The sequence below is a fragment of the Spirosoma radiotolerans genome (genome assembly GCF_000974425.1).
Lineage (GTDB): Bacteria > Bacteroidota > Bacteroidia > Cytophagales > Spirosomataceae > Spirosoma > Spirosoma radiotolerans.
Window position 1 is genome coordinate 3654831 of record NZ_CP010429.1, and the last position, 16075, is coordinate 3670905.

Genomic DNA, 16075 nt, shown 5'->3' on the forward strand with positions numbered 1-16075 from the left:
TGTATTCCCTAGGCTGTGGAAAAACAGCCTAACCATCCGGATAAGTGGGCCGTGAGGACACGGCCCACGGAAAACACGAACAACAAACTATAAACTACCTATTTTGGGTGATCAGGTTGCACTCCGTGGTCCGTGAGGACACGGACCACCCGACCGGATGGTTAGGCCGTGAGGACACGGCCCACGGAGTGCAACCTAATCCTTAGGTATAAAACTAAAAGCGACAAACCGTAAAACCACAAACCCTAAACCTATTTGCATCATGAAAGAAAACCAAGTTTCACGGCGGTATGTCCTCAAGGCGGGGGCGGTCAGTTCGTTGGCAGCTATGGGCATGCCTACTTTTATTCCGGCAAGTGCCTTCGGGGCCAATGACCGGGTTCGCGTAGGGGTTATCGGCATTAATGGGCGGGGGAAAGATCATATTCAGGGATTCTCGCGACTCAACGATGTGGAGGTTGCAACCCTCTGCGATGTGGACAGCACGGTACTTCAGAACGGAGCCAGTGACTTCGAGAAGAAGTACAACAAAAAAGTAAAAACCGTAGCCGACCTTCGACAGGTTTATGAAGACAAGGATATTGATGTGGTGAGCATTGCCACGCCCAACCACTGGCACGCTCTGGCGGCTATCTGGGCGTGTCAGGCGGGCAAAGATGTGTACGTGGAAAAACCCGGTGCGCATAACCTTCGCGAAGGCCGAAAATTAGTTGAAGCCGCCCATCACTACAAGCGTATTGTGCAACATGGGGTGCAACTGCGAAGCTCCGTGGCCATTCAGGAAGCCATTAAGCACCTGCGCGATGGGCTAATCGGCAAGGTGTATATGGCACGGGGGCTGGTCTATAAATGGCGTCCCGACATTGGCAACAAAGGCAACTCGCCCGTGCCATCGGAACTCAACTGGAACATGTGGCAGGGACCGGCACAGGCCAAAGAGTTCAGCAAAAACTATGTCCATTACAACTGGCACTGGTTCTGGGATTATGGTAATGGCGACATTGGCAACCAGGGCATTCACGAAACGGACCTCTGCATGTGGGGGCTGGACGTTGGGCTTCCCGAAGAAATCACATCGGCTGGCGGCAAATTCCTCTGGAATGACTGCAAGGAAACGCCCGAAACGCTTACGTCGATCTACAAGTACCCGTCGTCGGGAAAGGTCATTCAATTCGAGGTTCGCCCGTGGATGACCAATAAAGAAGACGGGGTTGAAATTGGCAATATTTTTTATGGCGATAAGGGCTACATGGTCGTCAACGGCTATTCGGATTACAAAACCTTTCTGGGAAAAGAACGCGCTCCGGGTCCGGCCCGTAACGAAGGAGGTGACCATTACCTGAACTTTATAGAAGCGGTTCGGGCGCGGGATACGGCAAAGCAAAACGGCCCTGTCGAAACGGCGCACCTGGCATCGGGGATCGCTCACCTTGGCAATATCGCCTACCGCCTGGGGCGCACCCTGCATTTCGATCCCAAGAACGAAGTGTTTGTGAGTGATAAGGAAGCCAACCAGATGCTGACGCGTAAGTACCGGGCACCGTTTGTCGTACCGGAGAAAGTGTAGCACTGGCCGGATTCCCCGTGGTGTCGGATTGTCCCTGTGGAGTCGGGTTCTCAAACCCGACTCTAATTGCTGACGCGAGCGTGGTCGGGTTTAAGAACCCGACTCCACAGGGACAATCCGATCCCGACACCCACAAATCAAGACTATCCTGATCTCAATTAACGCTCAAACCCAATGATCACCCCAGCGACAACCTCCACCAACCGTACGGTTATCAGCCAACTTCTGCAACTGCCCGTGCTGGTAGCGGCCCTTGGTTATCTGGTCGATATGTACGACCTGTTTTTGTTCAGTGTCGTGCGCGTTCCCAGCTTAAAGGCACTGGGTGTCGATGGCGACCGCTTACTGAGTGAAGGCATTCTGTTGCTCAACGCCCAGATGGCCGGGCTGCTGATTGGCGGCATTTTCTGGGGTATTCTGGGCGATAAACGGGGGCGGCTTTCGGTGCTTTTTGGCTCCATTCTGTTGTATTCGCTGGCCAATATTGCGAACGGCTTCGTTACCTCACTGAATCAGTATGTGGGCCTGCGCTTTATTGCCGGACTGGGGCTAGCGGGCGAGCTGGGGGCGGGCATTACGCTGGTCACGGAGATTCTGCCGAAGCAAATTCGGGGCTACGGCACTACGCTTGTGGCCACGATGGGCGTCCTGGGCGCCATACTGGCGTATTTCATGGCCGACCTTTTTGATTGGCGCATTTCGTATTTCATCGGCGGTGGTATGGGCCTCACGCTTCTGGTTTTACGGTTCAATGTGCTGGAGTCGGGTCTGTTTATCAAATCGCAAAAACAAACTTTATCACGCGGTAGTATCGGCATGCTCTTTTCCGACCGGGCTCGACTGGCGAAATACATTCAGAGTATTCTGGTTGGTTTACCGATCTGGTTTGTGGTCGGTATTCTCATCACGTTCTCGCCCGAGTTTGGAAAGGCCCTCGGTCTGAGTGCACCCGTCGTCGCGGGAAAAGCCGTCATGTTAAGTTTTTCGGGACAGGTAGCGGGCGATCTGGTTAGCGGTTTTCTGAGTCAGTCGATGCAAAGCCGCAAGAAAGTCATCCGATTGTTTATGCTGCTTTCGTTTGTCTTTATGCTGGTTTATCTGCTGGCTCCCGTCCGCGACATCACGCTCTTCTACGTCGTCTGTGTTTGCCTGGGGTTTGCTAACGGCTACTGGACCTTGTTTGTGACCATTGCCGCCGAACTCTTTGGCACCAACCTCCGCGCCACGGTCGCCACGACCGTTCCGAACTTTGTGCGGGGCGCTACCATTCCGCTGAGTGCCCTCTTCATCCAGCTAAAACCTGCTCTCGGCACCATTTACAGTGCTTTAGCGGTGGGGCTCCTTACGCTGATCATCGCGCTGATTGCGCTGTCTTTTCTGGACGAAACATTTAAGAAAGACCTGGACTACGTGGAAGAATAAGCATCAACAACGTTAAACCAAAACCTATAGACTAGTCAAATTTTATGATTCCCTAATGACCAACGAATCGTTACGGGCGGGATAATCTGTACCTTTGGGTATTAAAAACAAACGCATAGCTAATACATTCATCCTTTCTGTATCATGAAGAGTTTAAAGTTTACCCCTATCGCCGTAGCCGTTCTCCTTACCCTTTGCTCACTATCAGCTGCGCAGGCTCAACTCAAAGTGCCAGCCGCCAGTCCATCCCAGACCACCAAGCAGAGTTTCGCCCTAGGCGACATTACGCTTGAGTATTCCCGGCCAGCAGTAAAGGGCCGAACCATCTTCGGTGATCTGGTTCCTTATGATAAAGTATGGCGTACGGGTGCCAATGCAACGTCTAAAATCACCTTCTCGTCGGATGTGAAGTTGGAAGGCAAAGAGGTGAAAGCGGGCACGTACGGGCTGTTCACGATTCCAGGGAAGAATAGCTGGGAAGTAATGCTTTCCAAAGACCTGAACCTGGGGGCAAACGTGGGCGACTATAAAAAAGAGAGCGAAGTCGTTCGTGTTCAGGTGAAACCGACTACGCTGGCCAACAAGGTAGAAACGTTTACCATCAACATTGCCGATATTCAGCCTAGCTCAGCCGTGCTGGAAATTATGTGGGATAAAACCCGCGTTCCCGTTGCCATCACCGCTGATATTGACCAAACAATCGTAAAGAACATTGAGGCTTCCTTAGCGTCTGATAAACCGGCTTATTTTGAGGCCGCCAGTTACTATTACGATACAAACCGGGATTTGAAACAGGCTCTTGGCTGGGTAACCAAGGCCACAGAACAAAATCCGAAAGCCTTTTGGGTGATGTTGCTGAAAGCTCGGATCGAGTTGAAACTAAAAGAAAAAGCCAGTGCCATTGCCAGCGCCGAGAAAACGGTTGCTTTGGCGAGCGAAGCAAAAAATGCGGATTATGTAAAGATGGCCAATGACCTGATTGCCTCGGCTAAAAAGTAAATTCAGTTGTATTAAAACCAAAAACGGCCAATCCTATCAGGGTTGGCCGTTTTTGGTTTTATTTACTATTAAGCTAGGCTCATCAGACCTAATAACCAGGATTCTGCTTCAACTGAGTGGAAACATTCAAGACATTCTGCCCAATGGGGAAAATAGCGGTGTGATTATCGGCATCCGGTTGTTTATCCCACCAGGTACCCGAGTTGAACACACCCCACCGGATGAGGTCCGTACGACGACGGCTTTCTACTAAGAATTCACGTCCCCATTCATCAATCATTTCCTGATCGGTCAACTGGCTACCGTCTGGCTTATACAGGCTGGGGGAACCCGCCGGGTAGTTGCGGGCCCGAACGGTATTCAGCAACACAGCCGCTGACGCTTTATCGCCTGCCCGGTATTTGCATTCGGCTAAGGAATAATAAATTTCGGCCAGTCGGATTTCAGCGTAAGCCGACGAAATTTTATTCGGATCGGTGCTCGGATAGTATGGGTATTTAACCGGAACAAGCCCCGAATTTTGATCGGCATGGTTCATGTTCGATACCTTGTCGGCGATTTTGGTGCCAGGCTTGGCATCCAGAAACATCCCAACCTGATCGCGTAAAAACAGCGCATAAGGTCCCTTCGTCGAACGCACGGTATCTACTTTGCCGTTCGAGTTGATGTAGGGCAGGTAACCCGACAGGAACATACCCTCCCGTGTGCTGTTACCCAGGTTCTTGTAAGTTTTCAACCGGTAATCATCCGCATACTTTCTAAATTTCAGATACGGTTTACCTAAGGCAAAAGTATACTCGGTGCTATCGACATCTCTTCCGGGCTGCAAGGCATATTTAGGATTGGCCGTACCAAAATCAGTAAATCCGAAATAATAAGGAGCGTTGACCGGTAGCATCCAGAAATACATACCACCATCATACTGCCAGTGCGTCAGCCCAAAGCTACCGGGAAAACCAAAGACCACCTCTGTAGAGGTTGGATTCGTATAATCAAATGGTGCATCCCACCGCTTTTCCAGCGCGTAGGTACCGTATTTACCAGCAATGATGTCCTGGCAAACGGCTGCGCAATCCGCAAAATGGTCGGTACCGGTATATACTTTCGCGTTCAAATAGAGACGAACCAGCAAAGCCGCAGCGCCACCCTGTGTCCATCGGCCAATGGCATTGTCACCCAGACTCTGGCGTGTTGGTAGCTTGGGCAGGGACTCTTTCAGTTCCTGTTCGATATACGAAAACGCTTCCTGTGGAGAAACCTGTGGCCCGCCGGCCGATTCACCTTTTACCTTTTTCACCAACACAATGTTCCGATAAAAATCCAGCAGCCTCAGATTGAGCCAGGCTCTAAGCGTTCGCACCTCAGCGATCATATCGTCCAGCTCGGCCTGCGTCATGTCGAATTTGCCGGGATCGGTAATGGCCTGCAAATCTTCCAGTGTGTTCGTCGCCAGGGTAACACCGCCATACAGGGCATTCCAGGCATCCGTAGTATACCCGTCGTTGGGCGTCCAGGTATGGTTATGGACCCGCTGGTATTGGCCTCCATCAAACCAGTCCCCCTGCCGGTTTGGCGTCATCAGTTCGTCGGTACTGTTTTCCTGAAGCATGAACGTTGAGCCACCCTGAATGGTCCAGTAGCTGTGCTCAAATGGGCGCAGGAAATCCCGGACAACGTCACTTTTTGTTTGAAGGAAGTTTTCGGAGGTAATTTTATCGTATAAGACTTCATCCAGGTTGGTACACCCCACCGCCATCAGCAGAATAAAGGAGGCTGACACCCTGACCAGAAGACTATTAAAAATATGGTTGCCTTTCATTGTCTATGTCGTAATAAGATTAAAACGTGAGTTGCAGACCCAGCAGAAGTTGCGTCGTTGATGGGAAATAATTAAGCGTACCGACGGTGTTACCATTACTATCAACCCGTTGATTAACTCCCGGATACAAGCCGTTGGTCTGAATTAAATCAGGATCGCCCCCCGTAAATTTGGTGAAAGTCTTCAGGTTCCGGGTGGTAGCATAAACCCGAACGGAGCGCAGGAATTTAACCGTCAGTGGCTGGGTATAACTCAGCATTACATTGTCAATTTTGACGAAGCTCCCCGACTCCAGAAAGTAATCCGACAAACTGGAATACGTAGCAGCATTGGTCAGTTTGGAGTACTTGCCGCCGTCATACGCCGAAGTCAGCGTATTGGCATTCTGCTGGGTTGCAGGCGTCCCCAGGTAGAAAGCGTAGGTGTTGAATAATTTGTAACCAAATGCACCCCGCAGAAAAACCGTTAAATCCCACTTTTTATACTTAAAGCTGTTGGTCAGGCCCGCGGTAAACTGGGGTAAGCCATTGCCTACGAATTGTTTATCATCATTGGTCGCTTTATTGGCAACAATCACATCGCCCGCCTTATTATACACCAATAACGCGCCGGTCTCATCTACCCCGGCAGACTTTAACATATAAAAGCTACCGATTCGGGTGTTTTCCTGCAGACGCTGGATATTACCCGGACTACCCGGCGCAGGCATACCCAACACGTCAATGTACGTTTGCCCTTTATAGGCGTCGTTAGAAAAAGCGACAAACTTGTTGCTGTTGGTCGCTCCGGTAAAGGCCAGATTATAACTAAAATCTTTGCGGCTAACAACGGCAGCACTCAGCTGAATTTCCAGCCCTGAGTTTTGCATCGTCCCGACGTTCGCGAAGGTCGACCCCTGCACGTTAGGCGGGTTAGGCACACTATACGAACCCAGCAGATCTTTATTCGTGCGAACGTAGTAGTTCAAGCTTCCCGTTAGCCGACTGTTTTTGAAGAAATCAAAATCAAGACCGACGTTGAAGTTGATCGCTTTTTCCCATCGCAGATTGTAGTTTGTATTCTGACTTGGCCCCCATACCTGGTAGGATGTATTGTTGTAGAGATAATATCCATACCCGCCATAGGTGTCCAGCGATAAGTAATTGCCAAAGTCCTGGTTACCGGTCTCGCCGTAATCCGCCCGTAGTTTCAGTTCGTTCAACCAGCCAATTCCTTGTGCGAATTTTTCCTGGGTAATGCGCCAGCCGACCGATGCCGCCGGAAAGTATCCCCATTTATTATCGTACCCGAACTTAGACGATCCCTCCCGGCGCAGGCTGGCCGAGAAGTAATACTTCTGGTCAAAATCGTAGTTTACCCGGCCAAAAAAGGCCGCCAGTTTGGAGCTATTCCGATAGGAACTCACGTTGTTGATTCCCTTTTCCAGGTTCCACAGGCCAGACCCTAAGTTATTGAAAGTCAAAACGTCTGAGGGAAAATTTTCATTGACCGCTTTAAAGCCGGATGACATGAAGGCCTGATACGAATAGCCACCCAACAGCTTAACCGAATGTTTACCAGTCTCCAGGGCGTAGTTACCTATCCATTCGAAACTCTTTTGATCATTTTCATCCAGAGATTGATCAGCTGTATTCCGCTTCGTCCCATTGATCACCGTCGTCAGCGTTGAGGGGCTAAAATTCTCATTCCGGAAGGATGAACTTACTTCGCCCAGCGTCACGACTGTCGATAAGTTATCGAGCAGATTCAGTTTGAACGACGTGTTTAGATCCAGGTATTTTATCTCCTGCCCTGACAAAACATTCTTGGCGGCTTCGACCGGGTTGTTGGCAAAAAAGCCATTGTTGATGTACGCGTATTTGCCGGTATTGTCATACAGGGGTTGCGTAGGGTTGAGCGTCAGGGCGTAGTTAAATCCGCCATAATCGGCTCCACTGGTTTTGGCGTAGCGGGGCGCTGCACTGAAGGTAATGGCGTATAAATTATTGGTCGACGTATGATTGATGTTTACCCGGCCACCATACTCCTGCTTGGCGGAGCGTAGGTCAATCCCCTTCGCATTCCGATAATCCAGCGACGTAAAATAGTTTGTTTTTCCGTTGCCACCGGAAAACTGTAACGTGTGCTTTTGCGAAAAAGCAGGACTACGGCTAACGGACTTCATCCAGTCTGTATTTCCGCCCAGATCCACCCCTCGTTTGTTGGCCAGAAACTCGTCATGAGACAGTACAGACAGCTTGTTGGTGGTATAATCAAACGAACTGTACCCATCATAAAAAATGCGGGACTCCGAAGATCCTTTTTTGGTCGTCACCACAATCACCCCATTACTACCGCGAGTTCCATAAATGGCGGAAGCAGCCCCACCCTTCAGGACGTCGATGGACTCAATTTCATTCTGGTTGATATTGTCCAGATTACCTCCCGGTATACCGTTAATGACAAACAGGGGTCCCAGTCCGGCACTGCGCGAGGAAACACCACGTAACTGAATGCTGGGCGTTGAGTTGGGATCACCAGCGGCCGTATTGGTCACAGACAACCCCGCCACCTTTCCCTGAATAGCCATTAACGGGCTGTTACTGCCTACCCGAAGCAGATCACCGGATGATAAGTGCGTAACCGCACTGGTCACTTCTTTCCGGCTCAATGATCCGTAGCCAACGACGACGACTTCATTAATGGATTTTACATCGGGTTTTAACTGCACGTTCAGCGTTGTCTGATTGCTGACCGCAATTTCCTGGGTTGTAAAGCCAACAAAACTAAAAACCAATGTTTGTGGTCCATCAGGAAGGGTTAGTTTAAAAGAACCCGACGCATCCGTTACCGAACCCCGTGCAGCGCCTTTAACAACGACACTCACCCCAGGCAGGCCTTCTCCTTTTTCGTCCGTAACAACGCCGGAAATCGTCCGATCAGTCGGGGCTTCAACGCCCCCAACGGGATCTCCCAACTCAATAGTAACAGAGGACGCCGAAGAGCGAGCCAGAATAATCTGTTCGCCGGCGATACTGAAACTAACCTGTAGGGGAACCAGCAATTTTTCCAGCACGTCTTTCAGCGTGCTATTCTGTACCCGCATAGAAACGAGTTGTTTCGAACGGACAATTTGAGGACTATAAGAAAACTTAACGTTTGCGGCCTTTTCAATGCTTCGCAGAACCGTTTTAATGGATTCATGTTGAATGGTCAGGCTTAGCCGGCGATCCAGCAGTTCCTGGCCCGATGCGTCGTCGGCCCACGATACGCCTACGCAAGTAAGAGCCAGCAGGAGTTGGAAGAACGTACGTTTCATACACCTTAGTAAGTAAGGGTTTACTTTTTTCATAATTTTGACTTGGTTTTGTCGGTTAGAAATCGGGCAAAGCAATTCCCTTCAGCTCCCATGGGCTGTTCATAAAGGGAACCGTTGGGCCAATGGTGCTTGCTCCACCATTGGCTTTTTCACATCGGTTCGACGAGAAGAAAATCAGTGGTTACTGGTTCATAGGCGGTAGGGATATTATCGTGTAAATAGTACATAGACGAAGCGAATCAACACAACTTACTGGCAATTGCCCCCATTGATAACTACCTGTCCATCAATGATATCATAGGTTGCACCAACCGTTTTACAAATGATCGTCAGCTTTTGATCAAAGGATAGGCCATCCATTGACGAGGTTAGCTGGCAGTCAACGAGCGCTTCTTTATTGTAGAGAATGTCAATGCCATAGGCTTCTTTTACTTCCTTCAGGACCTGAGAAATGGGCGTTTCATTATAGACAAAGGCAGCGGATTGCTTTAGGCGGCCGGGTGTCCTGATGACGAGTGGCTGGTTGACCAGCGATTTATCGAACTGGTCCGTTTCCCGGGTGAACACAACCTGCTGGTTTGGCAGGAGCAAAACCCCTTTCTGCTGTACGCGTGACGGGTTGGTCTGATCCCGATAAACCGATACCTGACCAGAGAGCACCTGAACCCGAATCTGATCTTCTTTGGAAAAGGCTCTTATGCTAAATTTTGTGCCTACTACCTTGGTGACAAGCTCATTCGCTAGTACCAGAAAAGGCTTGTGTGGATCTTTTGTGACAGAAAACGTGGCTTCTCCTGCCAAATACACAAGCCGGTTTTTCTGACCGAAATCTATTGGATAACTTAATCGGCTATTCGGGTTTAACGACACAACCGATTGATCCGGCAAACGAATGAGCTGCGGTTGATCGGTCGTATTAACTTTTTCTGAAAATGTTTTCGTCAGTGTGGCTAACCGGCTTTGATACGGCGTCACGTCTTCTTTGGTTTGCCACCAGATGCCCACGCCAATCGCTAAAACAACAGAAGCAGCCGCCACCCACTTGATCCAGGCAAACCGGGCAACAGGCCCTTCTACCTTACTCTGCTGAGCATTCGTCTGCTGAATTCGGATGAGCAGCTGACGAATCGTTTCTTCGGGCAAATGAGTCTGTGCATACTCGTCGAGCCCCAACCGAATGGCTGCTAACAAACTCACCGCCTGTTGCCATTGCTCCTGAGGATGCTCCACTACCCAAGCCTCCCAGAACGCTGTTGACTCGGAAGTCGGGGCCAGTTGGTGGCTAACGAAAAAGTCGTCGGTTAAAAAATCAGCGGAGGAAAAATGGTCGTAATCGGTCTGCACAATCTACTGGATTTATCAGTAGATGACGAGATCGCGAAAACGTACTCACTTATTCATAAAAAAAATGAAAAAAGTTAAAAAAGGTAGTATAACCCACCCCCTGAGCTTCTCAACGGCTCTGAACACCAGATTCTTGGCTGACTGATGATTGACATCCATGACATCGCCAATCTGGTTGTAATTCATGTTTTCGACAAAGCGCAGTTTAAGGGCTTCCTGCTGGCGGGGCGGCAGCTGAGCGATGAGTCGCAGTAAACGCTCTTTCCGGGAGTTAACGGCTTCCAGTTCTTCCAAAAGTTCCAGATCATTAGGCTCCGTCCAGAGTGCATCGTAGTCCGTTTCGGTCAACGACTGAAACGGATGTTCCTTGCGTTCGAGTAGATGGATGATTCGAATTTTAAGCGCTTTCAGTAAATAGTGCCGGACACTGGTCGGTGTCGTGAGTCGGGTTCGTTTTACCCATATTTCCGTGAATACATCGTGCACACAGTCCAGCACAAAGGCTTCCGAAGCCGCGACCAGACTCATACCGTAGCGGTACATCGCTCGAATGTGTAGTTGATAAAGCTTCGTGTAAGCCTCCTCGTCACCCGACTGAAAAGCGGTCCAAAGTTGTATTTCGTCCACTTAGTTACAATAATGCGCTTAGGCTAAGATCCTTTTCCAATTGGCATGGATCATACATTCATTGAGACTGAAGCCTACTAGAATGTATGTATAATCATACCTACAAAAATAAGGTATAACTTATAATTTTTTGACGTTATTGTTATACTTTAAACAACTAGCTGCCAATCTTAGGATTTTGCTTACGTTATGGGCTACCTAAGGGCCTTGATCATAAGCTACATAAGCCTTCTCATCGCCCAATGACCAACCTTGTCTGGGCTGGTGAATTTTCCGCGTCTACGAGTTGTATATCGAGTGCACCAGCCTTATATGTGTTTCTGTCAATGGCTACCAGGATGGAATGAATGCCCGGCGAACAATCAGCCAGTATCCCATGATCCGTTAATTTGAGAGGCTTTTGTCCCATCCAGGCACTCAAGCCTACCGTCGGGTTCATGGTCAGCTTAACGTTGCCTTTGCTAACCACTTCAATATCGAACCGAACGAAACTGAACCGCTTACCAGGAGAAACATCGATAACCGGCAACTCGTCTACCGGAAGATCGCCGGAAACTTTGCTATAAACGGGTTGCCAGGGCACTTTCGCATTGTCCTTTATGATATAGCCGGGCCCGTCGGCCGCGATTTTTCGGGCCAGTTCTTTGTTCGCGGCAACGGTACTCCAGCGACGTACAAACCGGGCTGTGGGCACCCGAAATTTCCCCGATTCACCCATTTTCGACAGAAACCCGACCAGATTGACAAAGGCTTCTTTGTCCAGACTAGCCGTCAATCCTGGAGGCATTAACGAGCCGGGCACTTTTTCAACTCCACTAATCTGACTTTTTGGAATGGAAACCTCCTGGCCACTCACGTCGCGCAGGACAATGTCGGACGTACCATTACTGACCAGATAACCCATCAGTTCACTCCCATCTTTTTTGGCAACTTGCTGAAGCTCAAACCCTTCTTTAATGGATTGATTCGGGTACAGAATGGACCGGATAATGGTTTCGGACGGCGAGCTCGTTCCAAGGCTGCTCAAATCCGGCCCAATACGTCCACCAGCCCCGCCAATGGCATGACAGGTCAGGCAACTGAGATTATTTTGCCGAAAGACTAACTCTCCTTTAACAGGATCTGCCGTTTCTCTTACGGTTTTTGCCAGGCTGGCAATTTCCTGATCGGTCAATTCCTGAGGCATTTTTTCAGCTACTAAAACACCCCCGGATGCTTCCAGAGCCTGCGTGAGAAGTTTGGCATCATCCGTATTGCGCCGATTGGCAGGCAGGTTACGCTGTAAAAACTGCCGCATCTGTTTAGCTCTACTTTCGGGTATTTTTTTGGCAACCAACTCGTCGGCGAGCAACCGTACGCCCATCTTGTTAGCGATAAATGCCTGAAAAAGCCCGGTAACGTCGGTTTGTGCAGGTAACGTCCGTAAAAGGTCAGCACCCATTCGAGCGGCTTCAGAGGTATTCATCGAAACCAATTGAGCGGCCGCATCCAGTCTCAGCTCGGCGGGATTACCAGCGTTGGTCATGGCCACAATGGCCGCACGGGCCTGGTCGTTATTCAGCGTAGCCAGTGCCCCAATGGCAGCTTTTCGCACATTTTTATCTCCCTTTTTGGCCAGGTTAACCAACGTACCGTTCTGCTCGGTCAAATGCCACAACCCAATTAGCCGAATAGCATTCAACGCAATCGTCTCCTCCTCGTTGTCGACGAAACTGGCAATTCGGGTCAAATTTCCAATCGGCATTACCCCCCGTCGGGCGGCTTCTTCCAGCGCATTCAGTTGTGTGGCTACTGAATTTGTCCGCCCTTGCGTTCCCTGAACGGTCTGATCAAAAAGAACCGTCAAATCGGCAGCGCTGCCAAATTTGGCAATCGAACCGAGCACATCTTTCTGGTACTCTTCAGGAATCTGCCCCTGCTGATACAGCTGAGCTAGTCGAGCCACTGCAACAGGATTACTGACTGACTTCAGCGCAAACGTGGTTTTCCTGGCATTACCAAAGAACTCGGGGCTGGTCTTCAGCTGGGTCATCCATACCGGTTCCAGTTCGCGGACGGTCTGCCACAGGGCGTAATCCAGAAACTCGTCCATCGGGTTTTCCAATACCGTTAACGCCGTGCGGGCGGCTTCGGCTGTATGCACTTTCCGGAGGGCAATCACCGCTTCGAGCCGTACCTGAGGATGCTTGTCGGCTACAGCTTTGGCAAGCAGCGCCGGAACGTTGTGTAGTTTGGGATACCATAGTTCAAGCGCCCGCAACGCAGCGGCCCGAGCCCTATGGTTTTGCGCATTTAGTAGTTGCAAAAGAAGTGGCTCGTTCACCACCTCAAGCGTTTGATACACCCAAAGCGCTTCCAGCAGATTATGCTCGTATTCTGCATCGGTTTTTGCCAAACCCGCAACCCATTTTTCAAGAGCCGGCACTACCTCACTGGCGCCGTGGGCTTTAAGCACCTGCTTAGCCTGAGAACGGGTCCAGTCTTCCGGCAGTTTCAGGTCGTCCAGCAACTCGCTGACACTCGCTTTACTCAACTGCGGTTTCTTGACTAAGGGGCGGTTTTTGGCCACGATCCGCCAGATCCGGCCATGCTCATGATCCCGGCGCGGGTCATGAAAATCTACCTCACCATGCTGAATAATGGGATTATACCAGTCGGCCACATAGATTGCCCCATCTGGCCCAACGGAGATATCTACCGGCCGAAAAGCAACATGATTTGTCCAGAGTACATCGTCGGCCTGTTTGGATGCATACCCGCTGCCCTGTTCTTCCAGTTTAAACCGGTTAATGCGGTTAGCCCGAAAGTCGTTGGTGATGACACTCCCCTGCCATGACTCCGGCAAATGACGACCGGATATCACCTCCAGTCCACTGTGCTTGGGCTGCCCTGGGTTTAGTCCCCGCAGGATTCGGGAGGCACCGGGAGAGGTTAGAAAGGTAGCGCCGGGAAAAGCATAATTGATTCCCTCGAAACCAGCCCCATCGGTCAGAAACGTTTGCCCCCACCGATCAAACTGCAAACCCCACGGATTAACCAACCCTTTGGCATAGATGTCCAGTTCGCGATCTTTGGGCTTTAGCTGCCAGACACCGCCCCCTTCCAGGCGCTTGATGCCGGATGGTGTTTCAACATGGCTATAGATGTAAATAGACTGGTTGAAATAAAGCAGACCTTCGGGTCCCCAACGGAAGGTATGAATGAGGTGGTGTGTATCGGCGGTCCCAAATCCATTCAGAATTCGACGCTTTTTGTCCGCTTTGCCATCCCCATCGGTATCCGCGAAATGCAGGATTTCGGTTGAATTCGCCACATAAACGCCCCCATCGCCGGGCAAAATCCCAGTCGGTGTAATCAGGCCCTCGGCGAAAATGGTTGATTTGTCGGCCTTGCCATCGCCGTTTGTATCTTCCAGAACGAAAATCTTGTCGTTAGCCTGTTCACCCGTCTTCAAGTGGGGATACGCTGTGCTGCTCACGACCCACAACCGACCATCGGCATCCCAGTTCATCTGAATAGGCTTGGCCACCAGCGGTTCGGCGGCAAACAGAGTTACCTCAAACCCATCAGCGACGTTGAAAGATTCCAATTCCCGCTTTACATCCGGATCAGGATTGTCTTTCTGATCACCCTGATTGACCGAAGAGATGAGCAGCAGTGCAGCCGGAATAAGAATCAGTCGGCGGAAGAGTTTCACTGACCAGCTCGTTTGTATAACGTTCATGCTACTTCAGATGGGTAAGTTTATAAACCTTGGGCTTGGGTAGGCGATTCTGAGCGATCTGCCCTTCCAACCATTTAATGATCAGGCTTTGCTCTTCCAACCCTTTGGCATGTCGACCCTGCTCGTGGGCGCGCATACCAAGAATGTAGGTCGTATTCAGGGGGCGATATTGAAAGAAAAACAGTTCGTTCTTTTTCAAAATCATATGCTGCAGTTCACGAACCTGCTCAAAGGAAGGCCCCTGCTTAATATTGATGCCAGCTTCCCATTGGCTGGCCGAAGCCGTAATTACCTCCGAATCATCAGTTGTAAGTGTATAAATTCCTTTTTTTAAACCCGCTATTTTAAGTACCTGCGCCCCCTTGGCAGCTACGCTGGTTTCATCGATGGGTAGCGGAAGCGGTAAATACGGTTCATCGATCGTGAAGGTCAGGTGACCTTTACTGGCGTCAGTTTCCAGGAGTTTAACCGGAGCGGCTGTCTCCCCAGCGGCAGCCTCCGCTGTTGTTTTAACGATTGTTATGGTAGCGGGCTTCATTCGGGGGGGCAGCCCCAGTGCTTTTTCCAGAATAGTTGCCAGGTAAAAATAGCCTGCTTCGTTCAGGTGAATGCCATCTTCCGAAAGAGCAAGGGTTTGACGGACGGCCTGAATTGGCTTGTAAACATCGACAAACCGTTTACCACGTTCTTCAGCCATTTTTGCAATCGTAGCCGAATACCGTTCCAGCATGGCGTTTCGTTTTGTCAGGCTTTCGACAGAATCGGCGGACAGGATTGGAATGGGTGATACTAGGATAGCTCTTGCTCCGAGCTGATCAATCTTGTCGAGCAATTTCGTTAGTCCATCTTTGAATGTAGCCAAACCTGCCTCGCCTTCCTGTGCTTCAATACCGCCATAGCCAAGAAAAACAACCGTCGGTTGTGCTTTCGTGATGTGCTCCATCAATAAGTCATACCCAGTCGGTGGGTTTGTAATGGTGCTTCGGGCAACACCGAATACATTATCGCCCGTCCAGCCAAGGTTGCGGAAGGTAACATCACGTTCGGGCCACCGGGTTGTGAAAGCCAACTCCAAGTAACCGTACTGAAAATCGTCCTCGAACAGCGAATTCCCCAGGAAAACGACCCGGTCACCGCTCTTCAGCTCAAAAGGGTTTTGGAGCGGTTCATTGACCGATTCAGGCGTAGTCTGCGCAAAGGCCGATCCGCATAAAAGATACAAGAATACGGCTAAACAAGCAGGTGGGATGGCCAATACAATACGCTTTCTCATTT

At 50.2% G+C, this 16075-nt stretch carries 9 protein-coding genes; 3 read left to right on the top strand and 6 right to left on the bottom strand.

Annotated features, from left to right (window positions below):
* Positions 1–262: 262 nt before the first annotated feature.
* From SD10_RS14930 to SD10_RS14940, 3 genes are all read left to right on the top strand, one after another.
* Positions 263–1567, top strand: coding sequence for a Gfo/Idh/MocA family protein (locus SD10_RS14930; RefSeq protein ID WP_046574720.1), 1305 nt, complete (start codon positions 263–265; stop codon positions 1565–1567).
* A 174-nt stretch (positions 1568–1741) separates the two neighbouring features.
* Positions 1742–2989 (top strand): MFS transporter, encoded by a 1248-nt coding sequence (locus tag SD10_RS14935; protein WP_082111605.1) that lies wholly within the window; start codon positions 1742–1744, stop codon positions 2987–2989.
* 144 nt (positions 2990–3133) lie between these two features.
* Positions 3134–3988 carry a DUF2911 domain-containing protein gene (locus SD10_RS14940; protein WP_046574722.1) on the top strand — a complete coding sequence of 285 codons (855 nt, stop codon included), beginning with the start codon at positions 3134–3136 and terminating at the stop codon, positions 3986–3988.
* 88 nt (positions 3989–4076) lie between these two features.
* Here the strand turns inward: SD10_RS14940 and SD10_RS14945 are convergent, their stop codons facing one another.
* The 6 genes from SD10_RS14945 to SD10_RS14970 form a co-directional block, all read right to left on the bottom strand.
* Complete coding sequence (locus SD10_RS14945; RefSeq protein ID WP_046574724.1) at positions 4077–5807, bottom strand: RagB/SusD family nutrient uptake outer membrane protein; 1731 nt, start codon at positions 5805–5807, stop codon at positions 4077–4079.
* A gap of 19 nt (positions 5808–5826) precedes the next feature.
* Entirely contained in the window at positions 5827–9105 is a 3279-nt protein-coding gene (locus tag SD10_RS14950; protein ID WP_227698981.1) for a SusC/RagA family TonB-linked outer membrane protein, read from the bottom strand.
* 249 nt (positions 9106–9354) lie between these two features.
* Positions 9355–10449 carry a FecR family protein gene (locus SD10_RS14955; protein WP_046574726.1) on the bottom strand — a complete coding sequence of 365 codons (1095 nt, stop codon included), beginning with the start codon at positions 10447–10449 and terminating at the stop codon, positions 9355–9357.
* 45 nt (positions 10450–10494) lie between these two features.
* A complete protein-coding gene (locus SD10_RS14960) occupies positions 10495–11076 on the bottom strand; it encodes an RNA polymerase sigma factor (RefSeq protein WP_046574728.1) in 582 nt (193 codons plus the stop codon).
* A 232-nt stretch (positions 11077–11308) separates the two neighbouring features.
* Positions 11309–14800: a PVC-type heme-binding CxxCH protein gene (locus SD10_RS14965; protein WP_046574730.1), complete on the bottom strand. Its 3492-nt coding sequence runs from the start codon at positions 14798–14800 to the stop codon at positions 11309–11311.
* 1 nt (position 14801) lies between these two features.
* Positions 14802–16073, bottom strand: a complete 1272-nt coding sequence (locus SD10_RS14970; protein ID WP_046574732.1) for an SGNH/GDSL hydrolase family protein — start codon at positions 16071–16073, stop codon at positions 14802–14804.
* Positions 16074–16075: the final 2 nt, after the last annotated feature.

What these genes read in the sequence shown, in the direction of transcription:
- SD10_RS14950 (WP_227698981.1), bottom strand. Translation starts at nt 9,105, where the DNA reads ATGAAACGTACGTTCTTCCAACTCCTGCTGGCTCTTACTTGCGTAGGC.
- SD10_RS14965 (WP_046574730.1), bottom strand. Translation starts at nt 14,800, where the DNA reads ATGAACGTTATACAAACGAGCTGGTCAGTGAAACTCTTCCGCCGACTG.
- SD10_RS14970 (WP_046574732.1), bottom strand. Translation starts at nt 16,073, where the DNA reads ATGAGAAAGCGTATTGTATTGGCCATCCCACCTGCTTGTTTAGCCGTA.
- SD10_RS14945 (WP_046574724.1), bottom strand. Translation starts at nt 5,807, where the DNA reads ATGAAAGGCAACCATATTTTTAATAGTCTTCTGGTCAGGGTGTCAGCC.
- SD10_RS14930 (WP_046574720.1), top strand. Translation starts at nt 263, where the DNA reads ATGAAAGAAAACCAAGTTTCACGGCGGTATGTCCTCAAGGCGGGGGCG.
- SD10_RS14935 (WP_082111605.1), top strand. Translation starts at nt 1,742, where the DNA reads ATGATCACCCCAGCGACAACCTCCACCAACCGTACGGTTATCAGCCAA.
- SD10_RS14940 (WP_046574722.1), top strand. Translation starts at nt 3,134, where the DNA reads ATGAAGAGTTTAAAGTTTACCCCTATCGCCGTAGCCGTTCTCCTTACC.